15 protein-coding genes and 3 tRNA genes are annotated in these 17,901 nt (G+C 68.4%); 7 read left to right on the top strand and 11 right to left on the bottom strand.

The annotated features are described in order from the left end of the window. Window positions 1-25 precede the first annotated feature (25 nt). The 5 genes from GRF61_RS02105 (at window position 26) to gltX (ending at window position 2,248) form a co-directional block, all read left to right on the top strand. The gene (locus GRF61_RS02105) at window positions 26-298 is read left to right on the top strand and encodes an HU family DNA-binding protein (protein ID WP_133587709.1); all 273 of its coding nucleotides are present in this window, start codon (window positions 26-28) and stop codon (window positions 296-298) included. A gap of 46 nt (window positions 299-344) precedes the next feature. Next, window positions 345-420, top strand: a tRNA-Val gene (locus tag GRF61_RS02100). Window positions 421-526: 106 nt separating this feature from the next. Further along, window positions 527-601: transfer RNA gene (locus tag GRF61_RS02095), tRNA-Val, on the top strand. A gap of 53 nt (window positions 602-654) precedes the next feature. Then, window positions 655-729: transfer RNA gene (locus GRF61_RS02090), tRNA-Val, on the top strand. Between the two features lie 112 nt (window positions 730-841). Next, a complete protein-coding gene (gltX, locus tag GRF61_RS02085; RefSeq protein WP_169149081.1) occupies window positions 842-2,248 on the top strand; it encodes a glutamate--tRNA ligase in 1,407 nt (468 codons plus the stop codon). Between the two features lie 25 nt (window positions 2,249-2,273). Here the strand turns inward: gltX and mnmC are convergent, their stop codons facing one another. After that, entirely contained in the window at window positions 2,274-4,205 is a 1,932-nt protein-coding gene (gene mnmC / locus GRF61_RS02080; RefSeq protein WP_169149080.1) for a bifunctional tRNA (5-methylaminomethyl-2-thiouridine)(34)-methyltransferase MnmD/FAD-dependent 5-carboxymethylaminomethyl-2-thiouridine(34) oxidoreductase MnmC, read from the bottom strand. A 128-nt stretch (window positions 4,206-4,333) separates the two neighbouring features. Further along, complete coding sequence (lysS, locus tag GRF61_RS02075) at window positions 4,334-5,839, bottom strand: lysine--tRNA ligase (protein WP_169149079.1); 1,506 nt, start codon at window positions 5,837-5,839, stop codon at window positions 4,334-4,336. Window positions 5,840-6,004: 165 nt separating this feature from the next. Between lysS and GRF61_RS02070 the strand changes: the two genes are divergently transcribed. Further along, window positions 6,005-6,358 carry a hypothetical protein gene (locus GRF61_RS02070; RefSeq protein ID WP_169149078.1) on the top strand — a complete coding sequence of 118 codons (354 nt, stop codon included), beginning with the start codon at window positions 6,005-6,007 and terminating at the stop codon, window positions 6,356-6,358. Window positions 6,359-6,395: 37 nt separating this feature from the next. Here GRF61_RS02070 and GRF61_RS02065 read toward each other — a convergent pair whose 3' ends face one another. From GRF61_RS02065 to prfB, 7 genes are all read right to left on the bottom strand, one after another. Continuing rightward, complete coding sequence (locus tag GRF61_RS02065; RefSeq protein ID WP_169149077.1) at window positions 6,396-7,007, bottom strand: LysE family translocator; 612 nt, start codon at window positions 7,005-7,007, stop codon at window positions 6,396-6,398. Next, window positions 7,004-7,432: a DUF2784 domain-containing protein gene (locus tag GRF61_RS02060; RefSeq protein ID WP_169149076.1), complete on the bottom strand. Its 429-nt coding sequence runs from the start codon at window positions 7,430-7,432 to the stop codon at window positions 7,004-7,006. Before GRF61_RS02060 ends, GRF61_RS02065 begins: the two co-directional genes overlap by 4 nt. 89 nt (window positions 7,433-7,521) lie before the next feature. After that, entirely contained in the window at window positions 7,522-7,665 is a 144-nt protein-coding gene (locus GRF61_RS02055) for a hypothetical protein (RefSeq protein ID WP_169149075.1), read from the bottom strand. Window positions 7,666-8,125: 460 nt separating this feature from the next. After that, window positions 8,126-10,915, bottom strand: a complete 2,790-nt coding sequence (locus tag GRF61_RS02050; RefSeq protein WP_169149074.1) for an AAA family ATPase — start codon at window positions 10,913-10,915, stop codon at window positions 8,126-8,128. Continuing rightward, window positions 10,915-11,634, bottom strand: a complete 720-nt coding sequence (locus tag GRF61_RS02045) for a hypothetical protein (RefSeq protein ID WP_169149073.1) — start codon at window positions 11,632-11,634, stop codon at window positions 10,915-10,917. The genes GRF61_RS02050 and GRF61_RS02045 overlap by 1 nt, the downstream gene beginning before the upstream one ends. A 7-nt stretch (window positions 11,635-11,641) precedes the next feature. Further along, on the bottom strand, window positions 11,642-12,970 hold the full coding sequence (locus GRF61_RS02040) for a hypothetical protein (RefSeq protein WP_211165686.1): 1,329 nt from the start codon (window positions 12,968-12,970) through the stop codon (window positions 11,642-11,644). A 193-nt stretch (window positions 12,971-13,163) separates the two neighbouring features. Beyond that, window positions 13,164-14,268 (bottom strand): peptide chain release factor 2 gene (gene prfB, locus GRF61_RS02035; RefSeq protein WP_169149072.1). Its coding sequence is split into 2 segments (ribosomal slippage): window positions 13,164-14,186 and window positions 14,188-14,268, totalling 1,104 coding nucleotides; the frame shifts between segments, so codons are not numbered across the junction. A gap of 349 nt (window positions 14,269-14,617) precedes the next feature. Here prfB and GRF61_RS02030 point away from each other — a divergent pair. Next, window positions 14,618-15,019, top strand: a complete 402-nt coding sequence (locus GRF61_RS02030; protein WP_169149071.1) for a DUF2721 domain-containing protein — start codon at window positions 14,618-14,620, stop codon at window positions 15,017-15,019. A 28-nt stretch (window positions 15,020-15,047) separates the two neighbouring features. Here GRF61_RS02030 and recJ read toward each other — a convergent pair whose 3' ends face one another. Both recJ and GRF61_RS02020 read right to left on the bottom strand, forming a co-directional pair. Continuing rightward, entirely contained in the window at window positions 15,048-16,739 is a 1,692-nt protein-coding gene (gene recJ, locus GRF61_RS02025; RefSeq protein WP_169149070.1) for a single-stranded-DNA-specific exonuclease RecJ, read from the bottom strand. Next, window positions 16,736-17,827, bottom strand: coding sequence for a hypothetical protein (locus GRF61_RS02020; protein ID WP_169149069.1), 1,092 nt, complete (start codon window positions 17,825-17,827; stop codon window positions 16,736-16,738). Before GRF61_RS02020 ends, recJ begins: the two co-directional genes overlap by 4 nt. Between the last annotated feature and the right edge of the window lie 74 nt (window positions 17,828-17,901).

The raw sequence follows: 17,901 nt of genomic DNA, 5'->3' as shown, positions 1-17,901 counted from the left end.
CAATTCCATCGAGAAGGGGGTTTACGTGAACAAATCCGAACTGATCGAAGTCATCGCCAAGCAGGCCGAAATCTCAAAGGCTTCTGCGGGCAAGGCGTTGGATGCAACCGTAGCGGCAGTCAAGCAGGCATTGAAGAAGAAGGATAGCGTGACCTTGGTCGGATTCGGCACTTTTTATGTCGGGGACAGAGCAGCGCGTACCGGGCGCAATCCTCGCACCGGGAAGAGCATCAAGATCAAGGCAGCCAAAGTTCCGAAGTTCCGCGCTGGCAAAGGCCTCAAAGATGCAGTAAACTAACGGGCTTGCTTGAAGCGGTTGCCGATAAGGTAATCGTTTCCAGCGCGGGTGCTTAGCTCAGTTGGTAGAGCGCTAGCCTTACAAGCTGGATGTCGGCGGTTCGATCCCGTCAGCACCCACCAAGAATTCAAAAAGCCGATCCGTTTGATCGGCTTTTTCATTCCAGAGTTGTAGATGCTGCTTGACGCAGTACGCGTGCAACTCCTACAATCCGGCCTCTTTCGCGAGGGGCGGTTAGCTCAGCGGTAGAGCACTGCCTTCACACGGCAGGGGTCACTGGTTCGATCCCAGTACCGCCCACCACACTGGGCCTCGGCGAAAGACCTGAAAAGCTGCGTGTTCCAAGCGCGCTGATCGGGCGGTTAGCTCAGCGGTAGAGCACTGCCTTCACACGGCAGGGGTCACTGGTTCGATCCCAGTACCGCCCACCACGAATATGAAAGCCCTGAAACGATGCTTCGTTTCGGGGCTTTTGCTTTTCGGCGGCGTGATGTGGGGACCATCGTCTAGAATTGCGCCTTTACCGTTTGCTTCGCCTTCCAAATGTCTTCCAGCCTTACTGTTCGTACCCGCTTTGCTCCCAGCCCGACCGGTTTTCTCCATATCGGTGGCGCCAGAACCGCGTTGTTCTCCTGGGCCTATGCCCGTCGTCATGGTGGGCAGTTCGTGCTGCGCATCGAGGATACCGACGTGGCGCGCTCCACGCCGGAGGCGGTGCAGGCCATTCTGGATGGCATGCAGTGGCTGGGGCTGGAGCATGACGAGGGGCCGTTCTACCAGATGCAGCGCATGGACCGCTACAAGGAAGTGATCCAGCAGATGCTGGCAGCGGGGACTGCGTATTACTGCTACACCTCGGCCGAGGAACTGGAGCAGATCCGCGAAGAACAGCGTGCCCGGGGAGAGAAGCCGCGCTACGACGGCCGCTGGCGGCCTGAGGCGGGCAAGACCCTGCCGATGCCGCCGACGGGTGTGGTGCCTGTCGTGCGCTTCCGCAACCCGATGGATGGCAGCGTGGCTTGGGACGATTTGGTCAAGGGCCGGATCGAGATCGCCAACGCCGAGCTGGACGACTTCATCATCGCCCGCGGCGATGGCACGCCGACCTACAACTTCTGCGTGGTGGTCGATGACTGGGACATGGGGATCACCCAGGTGATCCGCGGCGATGACCATGTCAACAACACCCCGCGCCAGATCAATGTGCTGAAGGCGCTCGGTGCAACGGTGCCGCAATACGCGCACCTGTCCATGATCCTCGGCGACGACGGCACCAAGCTCTCCAAGCGCCACGGCGCGGTCAGCGTCATGCAATACGACGAGGAAGGCTATCTGCCGGACGCGGTCATCAACTACCTCGCGCGGCTGGGCTGGAGCCACGGCGACGATGAGGTTTTCAGCCGCGAGCAGTTCGTCGAATGGTTCGACCTCGATCACATCACGCCGTCGGCGGCCCAGTTCAACACCGAGAAGCTCAATTGGCTGAATGCCCAGTACATCAAGAAGGCGGATGACGGCTATCTGGCTGCGCAGATCGCCAGCCGTCTGGCCCGGCGTGGCGTCGACCCTGAGGCGGGGCCGACGTTGGAGCGTGTGATCGCCCTGTACAAGGATCGCGCCACCAACCTGAACGAACTTGCCGACGCGGCCGAGTTGTTCTGCGTCGAACTGCACCCGGCGCCGGAAGTGCTGGCCCAGCACCTGACGACGGCTGCCGTCGCTGCGCTGAAGAGTCTGCATGGCCGCTTGGCTGTGGTCGATTGGGAGAAGGCCGCGCTCAACCAGGCGATCAAGGACACCATGGCGGAGCATGGCTTGAGGATGCCGCAGGTGGCGATTCCGCTGCGGGTGGCGGTGCTCAGCGTGCCGCAGACGCCTTCCATCGACGCCGTGCTAGAAGTGCTGGGCCGCGAACGCGTGCTGAAGCGCCTCGCGCGCTACCTCGGCTGAACTCCGCCGCGGGCTCGCGGGAGGTTCATTCCTCCCGCAGGGGTTGGCGCAGGGGACGCAGCAGATAACGGGCAGGATCCACCGCCTCCCACAGATCCTTCTCCAGGGGCATGGGCTCATTCTCTAGCCGCGCGGCCAGGGCTTCCGCCATCAGCGAAGCCCATACCAGTCCGCGGGCGCCGAAGCCCGATACCGCGTAGAGCCCGTGATGGCGCGGGATCTGCGCCAGCGGCGTGCTCGGTGCATAGGTGCCAGGCGCGGGCAGGGCGCCGACCATGGGGAGCCGGTCTGGAGAGGCCGGGCGAAAACCGACGCGCCCGGCAGCCGGGCTGCCCTGGAAGGGCCGGGTGTAGCCGGGCAGCATCGCCTCCAGCTTTTCCAGGTTTTCGAGATGGTCTGCGTCCCGCAGGCGGGTTTCCTCGTCATCCACGCTGAAGGTGGCGCCGGCGCAGCGCAGGCCGTCCACCTCCGGGCTGACATAGCCGCCACGGCAAACCACCACCTTGGGCGGGGAGCCCGCCGAGGCTGGCAGCAGGCTCACCTGGCCGCGGGCTGAGACCACCGGCAGCGCTGCCGCCTCGGGGAAGGCGGTTATACCAACGCCGCTGGCGAGGATGGCGACCGGCGCGCTGGCAATGAGCCCGCCGTCCGCCGACAACAAGCGCCAGCCCTCGGCCTCAGTGTCCCGCTCCAGGCGGACCGCCTGCACGCTGAAGTGAGCCCGTATCTTCTCTGGATGCGCCGCCAGATTAGCGCGGCACAGCGAAGGCGGCTGTACCCAGCCGCTGGAGGGGAACCACCAGCCGCCGCTGGACACCGGCCAGCCGGCGATGCCGGAAGCCTCCTGCGCATCGACGAAGCGCAGGAAGGACGGCGGTGGCACATGGCGTTCCACGACTGCTGCCATCTTCTGCTCTTGCTTCTCGTCACGCCCCAGATGAAGCACGCCGTTGGCGTTCCAGCGGGGTGACAGGCCGCGCTGGCCGAGTGCGGCGATGTGACGCAGTCCATAGAGGCTACCGGCCCGAGTCAGGCGGCTCATGCGGTTGTCGTCCAGACTGGGTAAGGGGCGGAGCACGCCGGCGTGGTTGCCGGAGGCGCCTTGGCCCGGGCCGCTGGCGGCGTCCACGATGTCCACCGTCCAGCCGCGGGCGGCGAGGCGTTCGGCGAGGGAGGTGCCGGCCACGCCAGCGCCCAGGATCAGCGCATGCCGGGCGTGAGCCGCGGTGTCCCCAGCGGCTTGCGGGGCGGGGTAGTCGCGTCCGCCGTAGCTGCCCAGCAGCATCTGGCGCTTGCCGCCGAAGCCAGGCGCTTTTGCAACTTCGAAGCCCGCGCGCCGTAGGCCTTCGCGGACTTCGCCGGCTACCGACCAGGTCGCCAGCGTCGCCCGCGGCGAGGCCAGGCGGGCGAGTTGATGGAACAGGCGTGGCGACCACAGCTCGGGGTTCTTCGCCGGGGAGAAGCCATCCAGATAGAAGGCGTCGGCCTGGAGGTCGAACTGGCCGAGCAAGTGGGTGGCGTCGCCCAGGCCCAGCGTGAGGGTGACGCGGCCCTGGTCCAGATGCAGGCGGTGCAGTCCTGGCACCAGGGTTGGCCATGCACCCTGCAGTTCCTCGGCGAGTGCAGCGAATTCCGGCCAGCGTTGGTGCAGCTGGACGAGGTCATGCCGCTCGAAGGGATGCAACTCGCAGGAGACGAAATGCAGTCGCTCGCACCGCGCCGGGTCGTTCCGCCAGGCCTGCCAGGTGGCGAGGAAGTTGAGCCCCAGGCCGAAGCCGGTCTCCAATACGGTGAAGTGCCGCCGCCCCTGCCAGCGTTGCGGCAGCTGGTTGCCGGCAAGGAAGACGTGGTGAGCCTGCCCCAGGCCGCCGTCGCTGGAGTGATAGACGTCGCCGTAGGCGCTGGAGTAGGGCGTGCCGTCCGGGGCGTATTCGAGGCGGGCTGGCTGTATCGGCATGGTGGATCGCTCGAAGCTGATCTGTGTTCTCGGGGCTCCGGCAGCTTGGGCTGCAGCGGGCTGCAAAAGGACAAAACCCGCTGTGCGGAAGCAGCAGCGGGTTTCGGGCGCGACAGCGGGCGGCAGCCTTATTCGGGACGCATCTGCGGGAACAGGATGACGTCGCGGATGGAGGGGCTGTCGGTCAGCAGCATCACCAGGCGGTCGATGCCGATGCCGCAGCCGCCGGTGGGTGGCAGGCCGAATTCCAGCGCGCGGATGTAGTCGGCGTCGAAGTACATGGCCTCCTCGTCGCCGGCTTCCTTGGCCTTTACCTGCTCCATGAAGCGGGTGGCCTGGTCCTCCGGGTCGTTCAGCTCGGAGAAGCCGTTGGCGATCTCGCGGCCGACGATGAAGAGCTCGAAGCGCTCGGTGATGTCCGGGTTGGCATCGTTGCGGCGCGCCAGCGGGGACACTTCGGCGGGATAGTCGATGATGAAGGTCGGCTCCCACAGCTCGGCTTCGGTGGTCTCTTCGAACAGGGCGAGCTGCAGGCTGCCCAGGCCCATGCCGGCACGGGCCGGCGCCTTCAGGGCTGCCAGCTTGGCGCGGATCCACTCGGCGTCGTTCAGCTGTTCCAGGCTGTAGCCCGGATGGTACTGGTGGATGGCTTCGGTGATGGTGAGGCGGGCGAAGGGCTTGGACAGGTCCAGCTCGCGGCCTTGGTAGACGAAGCTCTCGGTGCCCAGTGCCTCGCGCGCGGCGTTGCGGATCAGGCCCTCGGTGAAGTTCATCAGGCTGCGGTAGTCCGCGTAGGCCTCGTAGAACTCCATCATGGTGAATTCCGGGTTGTGGCGCGGGCTCAGGCCTTCGTTGCGGAAGTTGCGGTTGACTTCGAACACCTTCTCGAAACCGCCGACCACCAGGCGCTTCAGGTACAGCTCGGGCGCGATGCGCAGGAACAGTTCCATGTCCAGCGCATTGTGGTGGGTGACGAAAGGCTTGGCCGCGGCGCCGCCGGGGATGGGGTGCATCATCGGCGTTTCGACTTCGAGGAAGCCGTGGCCGGTCATGTAGTTGCGGATGGACTGCACCATGCGGCTGCGGGCGACGAAGGTGAAGCGCGTCTGCTCGCTGACGATCAGGTCCAGGTAGCGCTGGCGGTACTTCTGCTCGACGTCGGTGAGGCCGTGGAACTTGTCCGGCAGCGGGCGCAGGCTCTTGGTCAGCAGGCGGATCTCGGAGGCCTGCACGGTGAGTTCGCCGGTCTTGGTCTTGAACAGGGTGCCGACGCAGCCGACGATGTCGCCGATGTCCCAGTGCTTGAAGTCGGCGTAGATGTCCTCCCCCACCGCGTCGCGCTTCACGTAGAGCTGGATGCGACCGGACAGGTCCTGGATGGTGATGAAGCTGGCCTTGCCCATCACCCGCTTGAGCATGACGCGCCCCGCAACCTTCACCTCGACCGGCGTGGCTTCCAGCACTTCGGCTTCTTTCTCGCCGTAGAGCTCGTCGAGCTTGCCGGCGGTGTTTTCGCGGGCGAAGTCGTTCGGGAAGGCGCGGCCGGTCTGGCGCCATTGCGCCAGCTTTTCGCGGCGCTCGGCGATGATGTGGTTTTCGTCCTGGGGGGTAAGCGGGGCGTTCTGGTCGGACATGATTCGTCGGCGCTGTGGTCAAGAGCGCAATTGTCGCAGGCGCGCCACGCGGCGGCAAATCGAGCTTGCATGGAAGCGGGCGCAACCACGCGGGAAAACCGGCGCCGGATGTGCTCCGGCGCGGTCCTTGCATCGCTTTCCGCCATCCAAACCCTGGAGTGCCGGATGAGCCCCGAACAGATCGCCGACTGGGCACGTGCCCAGCTTACCGACCCGCTGGATGTGGATTGCACCACCACGGTCATGCTCAAGATCCTGGACGGCAAGTGCAAGATGGGGCCGCGGGACAAGGACGTGATCCCGCTGCTGTACGCCGCATTGCGCGGCCGCCCGGGCCGCCTGCTGGGCGAGGACATGCACACGCTGATCGCGCGGGCTGGCGCTGGCGAGCGCGAGGCGCTGGTGGCGGAGATCTACGAACACCGGGTGCTGGCGGAAACGGCGATCTCCCGGCCGGTGATGAAAGCTTACAAGGCGCGCTTGCGGGAAGCCGGAGTGCTGGGGGCTGGCGTGGATTGAGCGTTTGCTCTTTCCCTGTGCTGGCGCCGGCGATGCCTCAGCGCTCCGAGAAGGCCAGCCTCGCTCCGAGTACCGCGAAGGCGCCGGCGAAGCCGCGCCGCAGGGCGTGCTGCACCCGGCGGGAATTGATAACCAGGCGGCGGAAGCCGTGGGCGAGCAGGCCGTAGATGACGAAGACGACGAAGGTCATGGCCATGAACACGGCGCTGAGCAGGGTGAGGTCGGCCAGCGGCGTTGCCGAGTCGGCGGCGACGAACTGGGGCAGGAAGGCGAGGAAGAACAGCGTCAGCTTGGGGTTCAGGATATTGAGCAGGAAGGCGCGCAGCATGATGGCGCCGGGCGTGGCCGCGGCATTGCGCGCCGGCTCGAAGGCGGTGGTGTCGCGCCAGGTGGCGTAGGCGAGAAAGAGCAGGTAGGCGACGCCGGCGAATTTCAGCGCCTGGAAGGCCAGCGCGCTGGTGTGGAGCAGGGCGGCGAGCCCGGCCGCGGTGGCGAGCAGATGGGGCAGGATGCCGGCGGTGCAACCGAGCGCCGCATAGCAGGCCGCCAGCCGGCCGGCGAAGAGCCCGGTGGAAATGGTGAACAGCACGCCGGTGCCGGGAATCAGCACGACGACCAGGGCGGTGAGGAGGAAATCGGCTGAGATCATCGGCTTTGCTCGCTGCGTGGGGGTTGGGGCCTGCGTCGGGGAGGGAAACGCCACCAGGTGGCGGCGACCAGCAGGCCGAACAGGGTATAGGCGCAGATGAAGACCCAGGGCGGCGCCTGGAAGAACAGCAGCCGCTGAAGCCAGTATTCGATGAAGCCAGGCCCCGGGCCGCTCTGGCCGGCCTGCTCCCGCAGCCAGCCTTCCAGCGTGGTCAGCGGACAGGTTACTCCTAGCCAGGCTTCGGCGGCGACCACGGCGATGGTGGCGAGATGGGCGAGGCGGAACCAGAAGCGATTCACCCAGCGCCAGCCGGCCAGGTTGCCGGCGAGGATCAGCGGCAGGCCGCCGACGACGAAGAGCACCAGGGCGAAATGGGTGCTCAGCACCAGGTCGGCGAGCAGTCCATAAGGGAGGGCATTGTTCATCGGTGGCCGCGCAGTGCTCGCTTGGCGGGCGCCTGGCTGGAAGTGCAGCGCCCGGATTGGAGTGAGAGGCAGGCCGCGATGATATCGGACTATTTGCGCCTGTTTGCCAGAGACAGGGCGATGCCGAGCGCCAGCCCGATGCCTATGCCCAGGCCGATGTTGTCCAGCGCCAGACCGATGGCAACGCCGGCGACCACGCCCAGCCCGACGTTCGATGACGGTGTTCCTGACATGCCAGCCCTCCGCAGCCGAAGGTGAATCCAGGGGCCGGCCTGCGCGCAAAGACCGGCGCAGGCCGGTGCTCATGGGTTGTAGGTCTTCTTTGGCAGCGGATGGTTCGCGGGATGGCTGCCCGGCCCGGCGTGGGTGCGGCGAGCGAGTTGAACGGGAATCAAAGCCGCGTGGAAGCCGCTGCGGGCTTGTTCAAACCCGCAACCCAAACCCGCAACCCTCTCCGGCATGCAGTTGATGGGGCCCAAGCGCGGAGCGGAAGAAGATCGCGGCGGACATAGACATAGCTGCGTCTCGCGGGGCGCTCCCGGTCCGTGCCAACGCCCCGCGGCTTGCCGGCCACAGGGCGTTCCAGCGGATGAGGCAGCGCTTCTTCTTCCACTTTCCACCCATGCTCCGCGAGCGAGCAGGGCGTAGGGCGGCGGTTCCTGGGCCGGGCCGGTTCATCCGACCGCGCCGGTCCTAAACCGCGCGCTGCAGCACCCCGATCGGCGGCGCCCAGTTCTCTGCGGGCGGCTTCTTCCGCGTCACCAGCGTCAGCTGCGCCGGGGCGAACACATTGGCGTTGTGCGTCACCGGCGTGGTGATGAGGTATTGCGCGCGGGTGGCGCGCAGGAAGGTGCCGACGCGGTCGATGTTGGCCACGTCCAGGTGGGCGAAGGGCTCGTCGATGAAGACGAAGCCGCCGGGGCGGGCTTCGTCCATCAGCAGCGCGATCAGCAGGATCAGCGACTTCATCACCTGCTGGCCGCCGGAGGCCTCGCCGTCGTTGAGGCCGACCGCGCCCTTGCGGTCGAAGTCGAAGCGCACTTCCAGGCCGGCCTGGCCGAGGGAAAGGTCGTCGTTCTCCAGGTGCGGCATCGCGCAATCCACGCTGACGTTGGCGAGATCGCCCAGCGCCTTCAGGTTCTTGCTGTATTCGCGCACGGTGGCGCGCAATTTGGCGATGTAGGCGGCGCGGGCGTTGTCGGTGTGGTTGCGGGCGGTGACGCAGTAGCCCTGGCGGTCCAGGTAGTCGCGCTCGCGCAGGGCGACGTCGGCGCCCAGGCGGTCGCGCACCACCAGCACCGCCGGATCGGTGATCCACTCGCCTTCGTCCAGGTGGCGGCGCAGGCGCTCGGCCTGCAGGCGGGCGCCGCGGGCGTCGCCGTACTTCTCCGCCAGCAGGGCGAGTTCGTTCTGCTCCAGCCAATGCGCCGGCATGCCGCGACGGCGGCGGCGCAGCTTCACCAGGCGCTGGGCCTGGGCGTGGCGGCGCGGGCCGTGTTCGCGGGCGATGTCGGCCAGCCGCAGTTCGATGGCCTTGAGCTCGCGGCCGCGGCGGTCGGCTTCGATCTCGATGCCGCGCAGTCGCTCCACCAGCTCGTCCAGCGCGCCGCGGCTCTGGGCGCGTTCGGCGATGGCGGCGGTGAGCGCCTTGCGTGCCTGCGGCAGCTCGGTTTCGGCGTCGTTGTAGCGCTCGGTGTTGGCAGCCAGCAGCTGGGCGGATTGCAGGCCGAGCAGGCGCTGGCGCACGCCGCTGAGGCGCTTCTCGGCTTCGTCCAGCTTGGGGCGCAGGGCCTGCAGCTGCTTGTCGAGCTGGGCGATTTCGTCCTGCAGGCCGGCGAGGCGCGACTGGCGGGCGAGTTCGCCGAAGTGGAATTCGTTCGGCCGGCCGAGGTGGCGGGCGCCGCGGCGCTCGCGGTGGTAGCCGTCCTGGGTGATCCATTCCTGCTCGCGCGGCAGGTCGCGCGCGGCGTCGGCATCTTTCACCCGGCGGATGCGGTTCAGCAGATCGCTGAGCCAGCGCGGCACCGGCGCGCTGAAGTTCACCACCTCCGCCAGGCTCATCGGCCGCGGCGGCGGTGCGGTTTCGCGTTCCGGCACGATGAAGTGGCGGAAGCGTTCGCGCTCGCCCAGCGACCAGGCGAGGTGGCGGTCGGACTCCCGCTCCAGCAGCACCATATGGCGATAGGGCCGCAGGATGGCTTCCAGCGCCGCCTGCCAGGCGGGGTCGGTGACTTCCACCACTTCCGCCAGCCCTTGGTGGGCGATGCCCTCGGCGGCGAGGCGGGCGCGGAAGCGGGCAACTTCGCCATCGGTGGGCGGGCCGTTGCGATTGCGCTCGCTGCGCAGGGTGTCGGTCTTGTCCTCGAAGGCGGCGACCAGCTCGCGCTCCTTGCGCTTGAGGGCCACGACGGCGGCATCCGCCGCTTCGTGCTCCTTTTCCAGCGACAGTGCGTCGGCGCCATGCTCGGCGGCGAGCTGGGCGCGCAGGGCATCGCGTTCGGCCAGCAGCTTTTCCAGGTCGCGCACGCGGTCGTGGGCGGCGAGGTGGCGCTGTTCGGCCTCGCCGTCCTGTTCCTTCAGGCGCTTGCGCTCGCTGGCGCCGGCTTGCTGCTCGGCCTGCACCATGTCCAGGCGGGCGCGGGCGTCGCGTTGTTCGGCCAGCTTCTCGATGCGCTCGCGGTTTACGCGCTGCAAGTCCTCGCGCTCGGCCACCGTCTCGCGCGCCAACTCGGCGGTTTCCAGCCGCGGCACGATCTCCGCTTCCAGCGCCTGCACTTCGTCGGCCAGCTGCTTCCATTCGAGGAAACGGTTGGCCTCGGCCTTTTTCTCCTCGGCCTGGGTCTTGAGGCGTTCCAAGTCCAGCCCGAGTTCGTCCAGCTCGCGCTCGGCGCTCTTCTGTTCCTCGCGAGCGGCCTGGTAGTTGTCCAGTACCTCCTTGTCGCCGAAGACGTCGAACACCAGTTCCAGCAGGGCCTTGGGCGAGTATTCGCAGAGCTTGTCGGTGTCGCCCTGTTCCAGCGCCAGCACCTTGGTGATGGCGGGCGTCAGCCCGCCCCAGGCGAGGCGGTGCTGGTAGTCGCGCAGGCCTATCCAGTCGCTGGTTTCTTCCAGCGCTTCAATAGGCTGGTTGCCGTCCACGATGGTGTAGTCGCGTATCCAGTCGCCGCCGGCCTTGCGGATGCGGCAGGCCAGCGTGACTTCGTCCGACAGGCAGGGGAAGAAGGGGCGCTTGCCGGTGCTGCCCGGCAGGTTGGCGACGATGGCGCGTATCCAGGCGTAGCTGCGGTCGGCGCGGCGCACGTAGCGGCGGAAGTCGCGCTTGCCGGAGCAGCGCAGCGCGAACAGGGTGCGCAGGGCGTCGAGCAGGGTTGTCTTGCCGGAGCCGTTGGGGCCGACGATGGTGATGATCTGGGCGTCCAGCGGCAGCGAGAAGCGGCGCCAGAAATCCCAGTGCACCAGTTCCAGGGTCTTGATGTGGAACATCAGCGTTGTTCTCCGTTGTCGTCCTCGTCGCCGGCGTCTTCATCCGGCAGCACGTCGGCCATCTCGAAGGCGTTGGCTTCCGGTACTTCGTGGCCGGCAGCGGCCAGGATCTCGCCCAGGGTGCCGTGGATGATGCGGTCGGCCATGGTGCGGTAGTCCAGCGCCACGTCCAGCAGCGGGCCCTCACTGACGACGCCGTTGCGGCGTTCGAGGAAGCCGAGGCGGGCGAGCTTGCCGAAGGCGATGTTCATCTTGGTCTTGCCGCCGAGGCGGGGGCCGAAGTCGGCGATCAGCGAGGCCTCGGTGAGGCCGGCGGAAACGCTGTCGCCGTGCGCCACCGGCTTGTCGCCGCCGAACAGGTCGGTCTGGCCGTCGCCGGCGAGGTCGCGGCGGGTGACCTGGCGTTCGCGCTTGGGCAGCACGATGAGCGCCCACACCACCACCAGCAGCGCGATTTCGTCGCGGTTGAGGCCGAGGTTGCTGGCGGCGTACTCGCGGCCGGCGCCGAACACCGGCTCGGCCAGTTCCGGCTGCAGGGCGATGCCGACGTGGGCGGCGTAGGGGTTGTCCAGCAGCTGCATGCCGATGTCGCCGAGGCGGCGGTCCAGCTCGAAGCGGAAGGTTTCATCCACCAGCGCGCGGCGCACCAGGCGGTCGCCGCGCGGCAGCCAGCGCAGGGCCAGCAGGCGGGCGATCAGGGTCTTGAGTTCGTGTTCCATGTGCGGCTCAGGGGGAAATCAGCGGGGCGCCGTCGGCATCGACGGCGTCGGTGGCGGGCACAGGGCTTGCCGCGCCGCGCGGCCGTACTTCGCCCAGGGTCATCGCGGCGATTTCGTCTTCACCCACCGGTGTCAGCGTGTCGTTGAAAACCACGTCAAGCGGCAGGCGCATGAAGTCGCCGACCGGGCCTTCTTCCGGGCTGGCGTCCTCGCCGTCCGCCAGCAGGGCGAGCAGCGACAGGCGGTAGCTGGCCGGGCCAAAGCCGCCGCCGGCGATCACCGCATGCAGCGGCTGCGGCGCCGGCAGGCCTTCCAGCCGGCCGGTGAAGTGTTCCAGCAGGGCGAGATCCTCGGTGGGCGGCGCGCTGGCCACCGGCGCGAGGTCGGCCGGCGGCAGGGGGGCAGCGGCGTCGATGGCGTTGGCCTGGCCGTCCAGCACCGCTTCGGCGCGGTCCAGCAGCTCGTGGCCGCCGGCCAGCAGCGCCGGGTCGGGAATCGCCGCCACCGCGTCGGCCAGCAGGCCGGCGAGGCTGGCGGCATCCTGCTTGCGCAGCCAGGCGGCAACGTCCGACGACGAGATGCCGGAGCCGCCCAGCGTGACCCGCTGCGATTCGATCTTGTTCAGCGCGCGCTGGAAAGCGGCATCCACCCGCGCCAGGCGGGACTGGGCGAGGCCGATGCGCTGGGCGATGCGGGCGATGTCGAAGGACACCTCCGGATCGGCCAGCAGCTGGTTGAGGATGTCGGTGCCGCGCTCCAGCCAGCGGCCGTTGGCGGAGAGCCGGCGGCGGGCATCGACGATGCGGAATTCCGAGCCGGAGGCGATGGCTTCCTCGAAATGCCAGGACAGGTCGTTGAGCTTGGACAGCAGGTGGCCGAGCGCTTCCGGCGTGAGGCTGCCGACCGCTTGCAGGCCGGCGAGCTGGGCGGTGAGGAAGCCCAGCTCCGCATCCTCTTCCTCGCCGAAGCGCAGCAGCATCACCAGCGCCGCCACCGCGTTGCGGCCGATGTCGGAGAGGAAATAGTTGCCGTCCTCGCCGATGGAAAGCAGGGCGTTGTCGCGCAGGCGCTTGAGCACCGTTTCCAGCTTCACCGGGTCGAGGTAAGCGAAGCGGGCGCGCAGCGCTTCCGGCGACCAGCGCGGCATCTCGGCCTCCTGGCCGATCTCGCGCAGCACCAGCAGGCGCATCAGCACCTCCGCCTCGGTGCCGCGGAACAGGGTGATGAAGGCGTCCAGCATCGGCCGCGCGGCGGAGAGCGCGGCCAGTTCGGGCACTTCGTCGGCCTCCACGCCGGAGGCGAGGAAGTCGGAGAGCAGGTTGGGGTTGTCGTTCAAGGGCCTGGCCTGGCTGGATTGAAGAAACCCGCCCGCGGCTGGGCAGCGGGCGGAGGCAGGGGCCGTTGTTCGGCGTTGCGGGTGTTCGTGCTGCGGCTCGGGCGGCGCGGCGGACGGGCCACAACCCAGCAGCGGAGCGGCGGGCGCGAGCGCGGCGACCGCTGCATGCCGGCCGCCGCGTCCGCGCCCGGACTCACACGCCCTGCTTCAGGCTGGCGGCGATGAAATCGTCCAGATCGCCGTCCAGCACCGCCTGGGTGTTGCCCACCTCGTAGCCGGTGCGCAGATCCTTGATGCGGGACTGGTCCAGCACGTAGCTGCGGATCTGGTGGCCCCAGCCGATGTCGCTCTTGGCGTCTTCCAGCTTCTGCTGCTCGGCCTGGCGCTTGCGCAGCTCCAGCTCGTACAGCCGCGCCTTCAGCATGGACATGGCTTCGTCCTTGTTGCGGTGCTGGGAGCGGTCGTTCTGGCACTGCACGACGATGCCGGTCGGCGCGTGGGTGATACGCACCGCGGAGTCGGTCTTGTTGATGTGCTGGCCGCCGGCGCCGGAAGCGCGGTAGGTGTCGATGCGCAGGTCGGCCGGGTTGATCTCCACTTCGATGGAGTCATCCACTTCCGGATACACGAACACCGAGGTGAAGCTGGTGTGGCGGCGGGCGTTGGAGTCGAAGGGGCTCTTGCGCACCAGGCGGTGGATGCCGGTTTCGGTGCGCAGGTAGCCGTAGGCATAGTCGCCGCTGAACTTGATGGTGCAGTTCTTGATGCCGGCCACTTCGCCTTCGGTCTCTTCCATCAGCTCGACGGTGAAGCCCTTCTTCTCGCCGTAGCGCAGGTACATCCGCTCCAGCATGCCGGCCCAGTCCTGCGCCTCGGTGCCGCCGGCGCCGGCCTGGATTTCGATGAAGCAGGCGTTCGGGTCCATCGGGTTGGCGAACATGCGGCGGAATTCCAGCTTTTCCACCTGCGCGCCCAGCTCGCCGAGATCGGTCTCCACGGCGACGAAGGTGTCCTCGTCGTCTTCCGCGTCGGCCAGCTCGTACAGATCCTTCAGATCGGTGGATTGCTGTTCGATGTTCCGCAGCGTGAGAACCACGTCCTCGAGCTGGCGCTTTTCCTTGCCCAGTTCCTGGGCACGGGCGGCGTCGTTCCAGACGGCCGGGTCTTCCAGGGCGCGATTGACTTCTTCGAGCTTCGACGATTTCTCGTCGTAGTCAAAGATACCTCCGGAGTTCCCGGCCCCGCTCCGCGAGGTCGGCGAGTTTCAGGGCGATGGCGTTCTTGCGTTCGGCTTCCATGGAGGGGCTCCGGGGGATTTCGGAAAACCGGGCATTATACCGGCGAGCAGCTCGCCCGCCCTCGCCGCTGCCATGTTTTCCGCCGTGGGCGGCCGTCCGGGGGCGATCCCCGGTACTGAAGCCGTTTGCGGATACGCTGGGCAGCGGTTTCCGGCTGCGCCCGCCGGCCGCCGGAGAACCCCGCAAAACCGCGCATTGCCCCGCGGCGGCTGGCGACACGATAATCCGCCTTCGACCGGCAAGGCCCGCGGGAAGCCCTCCCGGCACGGCGCAAGCACTCCGCGGCTGCGCGGCCGGGAATGGAAGGTCGGCCAGCACTCTCACTGCAGCTTCTTACCGCCCAGGACATATGGACATCACCACTCCGGCGCTGCTGTTTCCCGCCATCTCGCTGCTGCTGCTCGCCTACACCAACCGTTTCCTGACGCTGGCGCAGGTCATCCGCCAGCTGCATGCCGCACCGGCCCAGGACAGCGCGGTGGTGATGCGGCAGATTCCCGGCCTCAAGCGGCGCATCCACCTGATCCAGTACATGCAGTCCTTCGGCGTGCTCAGCTTCCTGTTGTGCGCGCTGGCGATGCTGGCGCTGTTCATGCACGGCGAGATGGCCGGCAAGGTGCTGTTCGGCGTCAGCATCGTCGCGCTGGCGGTGTCGCTGGTGTTGTCGTTGCTGGAGGTGTTGATTTCCACCAATGCCCTGTGGGTGGTGGTGGAGGACATGCAGCGGCGCGGCGGCGGGCCGCAGGACTGAGTCGCGCGCCGCTGGCCGGAGGGCTGGCTCAGGCCGCCTCGAAGTGCTCCAGCATCAGTTGCACGCTGGAGACGCCGTTGTACTCGTTCACCGCCAGGCGGAAGGCGGCGTGGATGGTGTCCGGCGCGCCGTCAGCGTGGTTGAAGCGGACGGCCTCGTAGCGGCTGCCCTGCTTGCCCAGCTCCAGTTTCAGGTGGCGGTCCTTCAGCAGGCGCTGGCGTTCGACGCGGAACACGTCGTTGAACACCGGCGCCGGGAAGCCCTGGCCCCAGATTTCCTGGTCCAGCAGGCGGGCGGAATCCAGGCTGAGGTAGCCGGTTTCCAGCGCGCCGTCGGTTTCGATGCGGCGCTGCAGGTCGGCCGGCTCCAGCAGGCCAGAGACGATTTCCTCGAAGGCCTCGCGGAAACGCGGGTAGTCGGCCTCGCGTATGGTCAGGCCGGCGGCCATGGCGTGGCCGCCGAAGCGCACGATGAGGTCGGGGTGGCGCTTGGTCACCAGATCCAGCGCGTCGCGCAGGTGCAGGCCGGGAATCGAGCGGCCGGAGCCTTTCAGCTCGCCCTCGTTGCCGCGGGCGAAGGCCACCGTCGGCCGGTGCAGCTTTTCCTTGACGCGGCCGGCGACGATGCCGATCACGCCCTGGTGCCAGTCCGGCTCGAACAGGGCGATGGAGGCGCTGCCCTCGGCGTCGAAGCCTTCCAGCCGGGCGGCGGCTTCTTCCTGCATTTCGGCCTCGATGCTGCGCCGCTCGCGGTTCAGCTTGTCCAGCTCCTGGGCGATGTTGAGGGCGCGGCCGGGGTCGTCGGTGATCAGGCATTCGATGCCCAGGCTCATGTCGGACAGGCGGCCGGCGGCGTTCAGGCGCGGGCCGAGGGCGAAGCCGAGGTCGAAGCCGCTGGCGCGCGCCGGGTCGCGGCCGGCGGCGGCGAACAGGGCGCGGATGCCGGGCTGCATGCGGCCGGCGCGCATGCGCTGCAGGCCCTGGGAGACGAGGATGCGGTTGTTGTGGTCCAGCTTCACCACGTCGGCCACCGTGCCCAGCGCCACCAGGTCCAGCAGGTCGCCCAGGTTGGGCTCGCGGCCGTTCTCGAAGGCGCCGCGTTCCCGCAGCTCGGCGCGCAGCGCGAGCATGGTGTAGAACATGGCGCCGACACCGGCCAGGCATTTGCTGGGGAAGTCGCAGCCGGGCTGGTTGGGATTGACGATGACGTCCGCCTCCGGCAGCTCGTCGCCCGGCAGGTGGTGGTCGGTGATCAGCGTGGCCATGCCGTGGGCGCGGGCGGCGGCGATGCCTTCCACGCTGGCGATGCCGTTGTCCACCGTGATGAGCAGGTCCGGCTCCAGCCGGGCGGCGATCTCCACCATGGCGGGGGTGAGGCCATAGCCCAGGGTGACGCGGTCCGGCACCAGGTAGTGCACATCGGCGCCAAAGGTGCGCAGCGCGCGGATGCCGACCGCACAGGCGGTGGCGCCGTCGCAGTCGTAGTCGGCGACGATGACCATGCGCGCGCCGGCCTCGATGGCATCGGCCAGCAGCACCGCCGCTTCGCGGGTGCCGGTGAGGGCGTCCGGCGGTAGCAGGGCGCGCAGGCCGTAGTCCAGCTCGTTGCGGGCGCGGATGCCGCGGGCGGCGTAGAGGCGGGCGAGCAGGGGATGAATGCCGGCGTCCATCAGGGCGGCGACGGTGCGCTGGGAAATGGCGCGAGGCTGGATCTGGATCATGGGTTCTCGGGCGGCGGCTCGGTGGGCAGGGCCGCGGGCGGCGGGGCCAGGGTTTTCAGGAGGGCATCCAGCGGCTGCGGCCGGCGCCAGAACTTCCAGCGCGCCTGCCGGCCCAGGCGCAGCGTCAGCGTGTGGCGGTCGCCGGGGGCGTTGAGGGTGAGGGCGGCGAGGCGGCCCTGGTCCAGCGCGGCGGCGAGTGGGGCGAACCAGCGCGCTTCCACCTCGGCCAGCGCGGCGCGCCAGGCGTCGAGGTCCAGCTGCAGCGCCGGGCGGCGCAGGCTGTCCAGCACCACCAGCGTGTCGGTGGCGGGAGCAGCGAGGGCGGTGTCTGGATCGGGGTCGGCGGGGTTGAGGCCGGCGGCGCGGGCGAGGCCGCGCAGCAGGGGATCGCTGGCCTGCACCCTGGGCTGCGGCGCCTTCAATGCGCCGGGCAAGGCGCCCGCGCCCCACAGCCACAGGCTGTTCACCGTGCGCCGGCCGGCGGCTTCGCGGGCCTGGTTCACCGGGTGGTTGTGCAGGACGATCTGCAGCTCGTTCATGGTCCGGTGCCAGATCAGGCCGTCGCGGCCCTCGGGCAGGAAGGGCGCGATCGGCCGGCCAATGACATCGTTGAGCGGGTACAGCGTGGCCTCGGTGGGCGCGGCCAGGCGCAGGTACCAGCGCGCCGGCGTCGGCGCCTCGAAGCGGCCGAGGTCGGCGAAGGTGTCGTTGAGGCTGGCGAGCAGCGCGGCGGTTTCGTCCGCATCCGGCGGATCGCCCTCGGCGGGGAAGTCGCTGAGCAGCATGCGGTCGCGCGCGAAGTGCAGATGCACCGGGTCGGCGCACAGCCAGTGGGCGGGCGGCTCGCCGGTCGTGGCGTCCGCCGGCGCGTCGGCTTCGCCGTGGCGGCGCAGCGCGGCCAGCGGCAGCTCGCCCTCGTTCAGGCCGAACAGGGCGGCGAGCTGGCGGTCCAGCGGCACGAAGTCGGCGATCTGCTGCTCGCCGCGGCCGAGCAGGCGCGATAGTGCCGGCAGCGCGAGGCCGGCGACCGGAGAAATCGCGGGAGCGCCCGGCCACAGCAGGCCGGGGAGAACGAGGTGGATCTGCATCTAGGGATGTCGCCCGGGGCGGGTTTGGGCCTGTCTCTTATCTGTCTCTTATACACCTCTGACGCTAGACCGGG

The sequence above is a fragment of the Azoarcus sp. TTM-91 genome (assembly GCF_012911025.1).
GTDB lineage: Bacteria > Pseudomonadota > Gammaproteobacteria > Burkholderiales > Rhodocyclaceae > Azoarcus.
This window is presented reverse-complemented; position numbering and strand designations above follow the sequence as displayed.

Excerpts from the sequence above, each read along its gene's own strand:
- GRF61_RS02030 (WP_169149071.1), top strand. The coding sequence starts at position 14,618 with ATGGACATCACCACTCCGGCGCTGCTGTTTCCCGCCATCTCGCTGCTG.
- GRF61_RS02060 (WP_169149076.1), bottom strand. The coding sequence starts at position 7,432 with ATGAACAATGCCCTCCCTTATGGACTGCTCGCCGACCTGGTGCTGAGC.
- mnmC (WP_169149080.1), bottom strand. The coding sequence starts at position 4,205 with ATGCCGATACAGCCAGCCCGCCTCGAATACGCCCCGGACGGCACGCCC.
- GRF61_RS02065 (WP_169149077.1), bottom strand. The coding sequence starts at position 7,007 with ATGATCTCAGCCGATTTCCTCCTCACCGCCCTGGTCGTCGTGCTGATT.
- gltX (WP_169149081.1), top strand. The coding sequence starts at position 842 with ATGTCTTCCAGCCTTACTGTTCGTACCCGCTTTGCTCCCAGCCCGACC.
- GRF61_RS02070 (WP_169149078.1), top strand. The coding sequence starts at position 6,005 with ATGAGCCCCGAACAGATCGCCGACTGGGCACGTGCCCAGCTTACCGAC.
- recJ (WP_169149070.1), bottom strand. The coding sequence starts at position 16,739 with ATGATCCAGATCCAGCCTCGCGCCATTTCCCAGCGCACCGTCGCCGCC.
- GRF61_RS02050 (WP_169149074.1), bottom strand. The coding sequence starts at position 10,915 with ATGTTCCACATCAAGACCCTGGAACTGGTGCACTGGGATTTCTGGCGC.
- GRF61_RS02020 (WP_169149069.1), bottom strand. The coding sequence starts at position 17,827 with ATGCAGATCCACCTCGTTCTCCCCGGCCTGCTGTGGCCGGGCGCTCCC.
- GRF61_RS02055 (WP_169149075.1), bottom strand. The coding sequence starts at position 7,665 with ATGTCAGGAACACCGTCATCGAACGTCGGGCTGGGCGTGGTCGCCGGC.
- GRF61_RS02045 (WP_169149073.1), bottom strand. The coding sequence starts at position 11,634 with ATGGAACACGAACTCAAGACCCTGATCGCCCGCCTGCTGGCCCTGCGC.
- lysS (WP_169149079.1), bottom strand. The coding sequence starts at position 5,839 with ATGTCCGACCAGAACGCCCCGCTTACCCCCCAGGACGAAAACCACATC.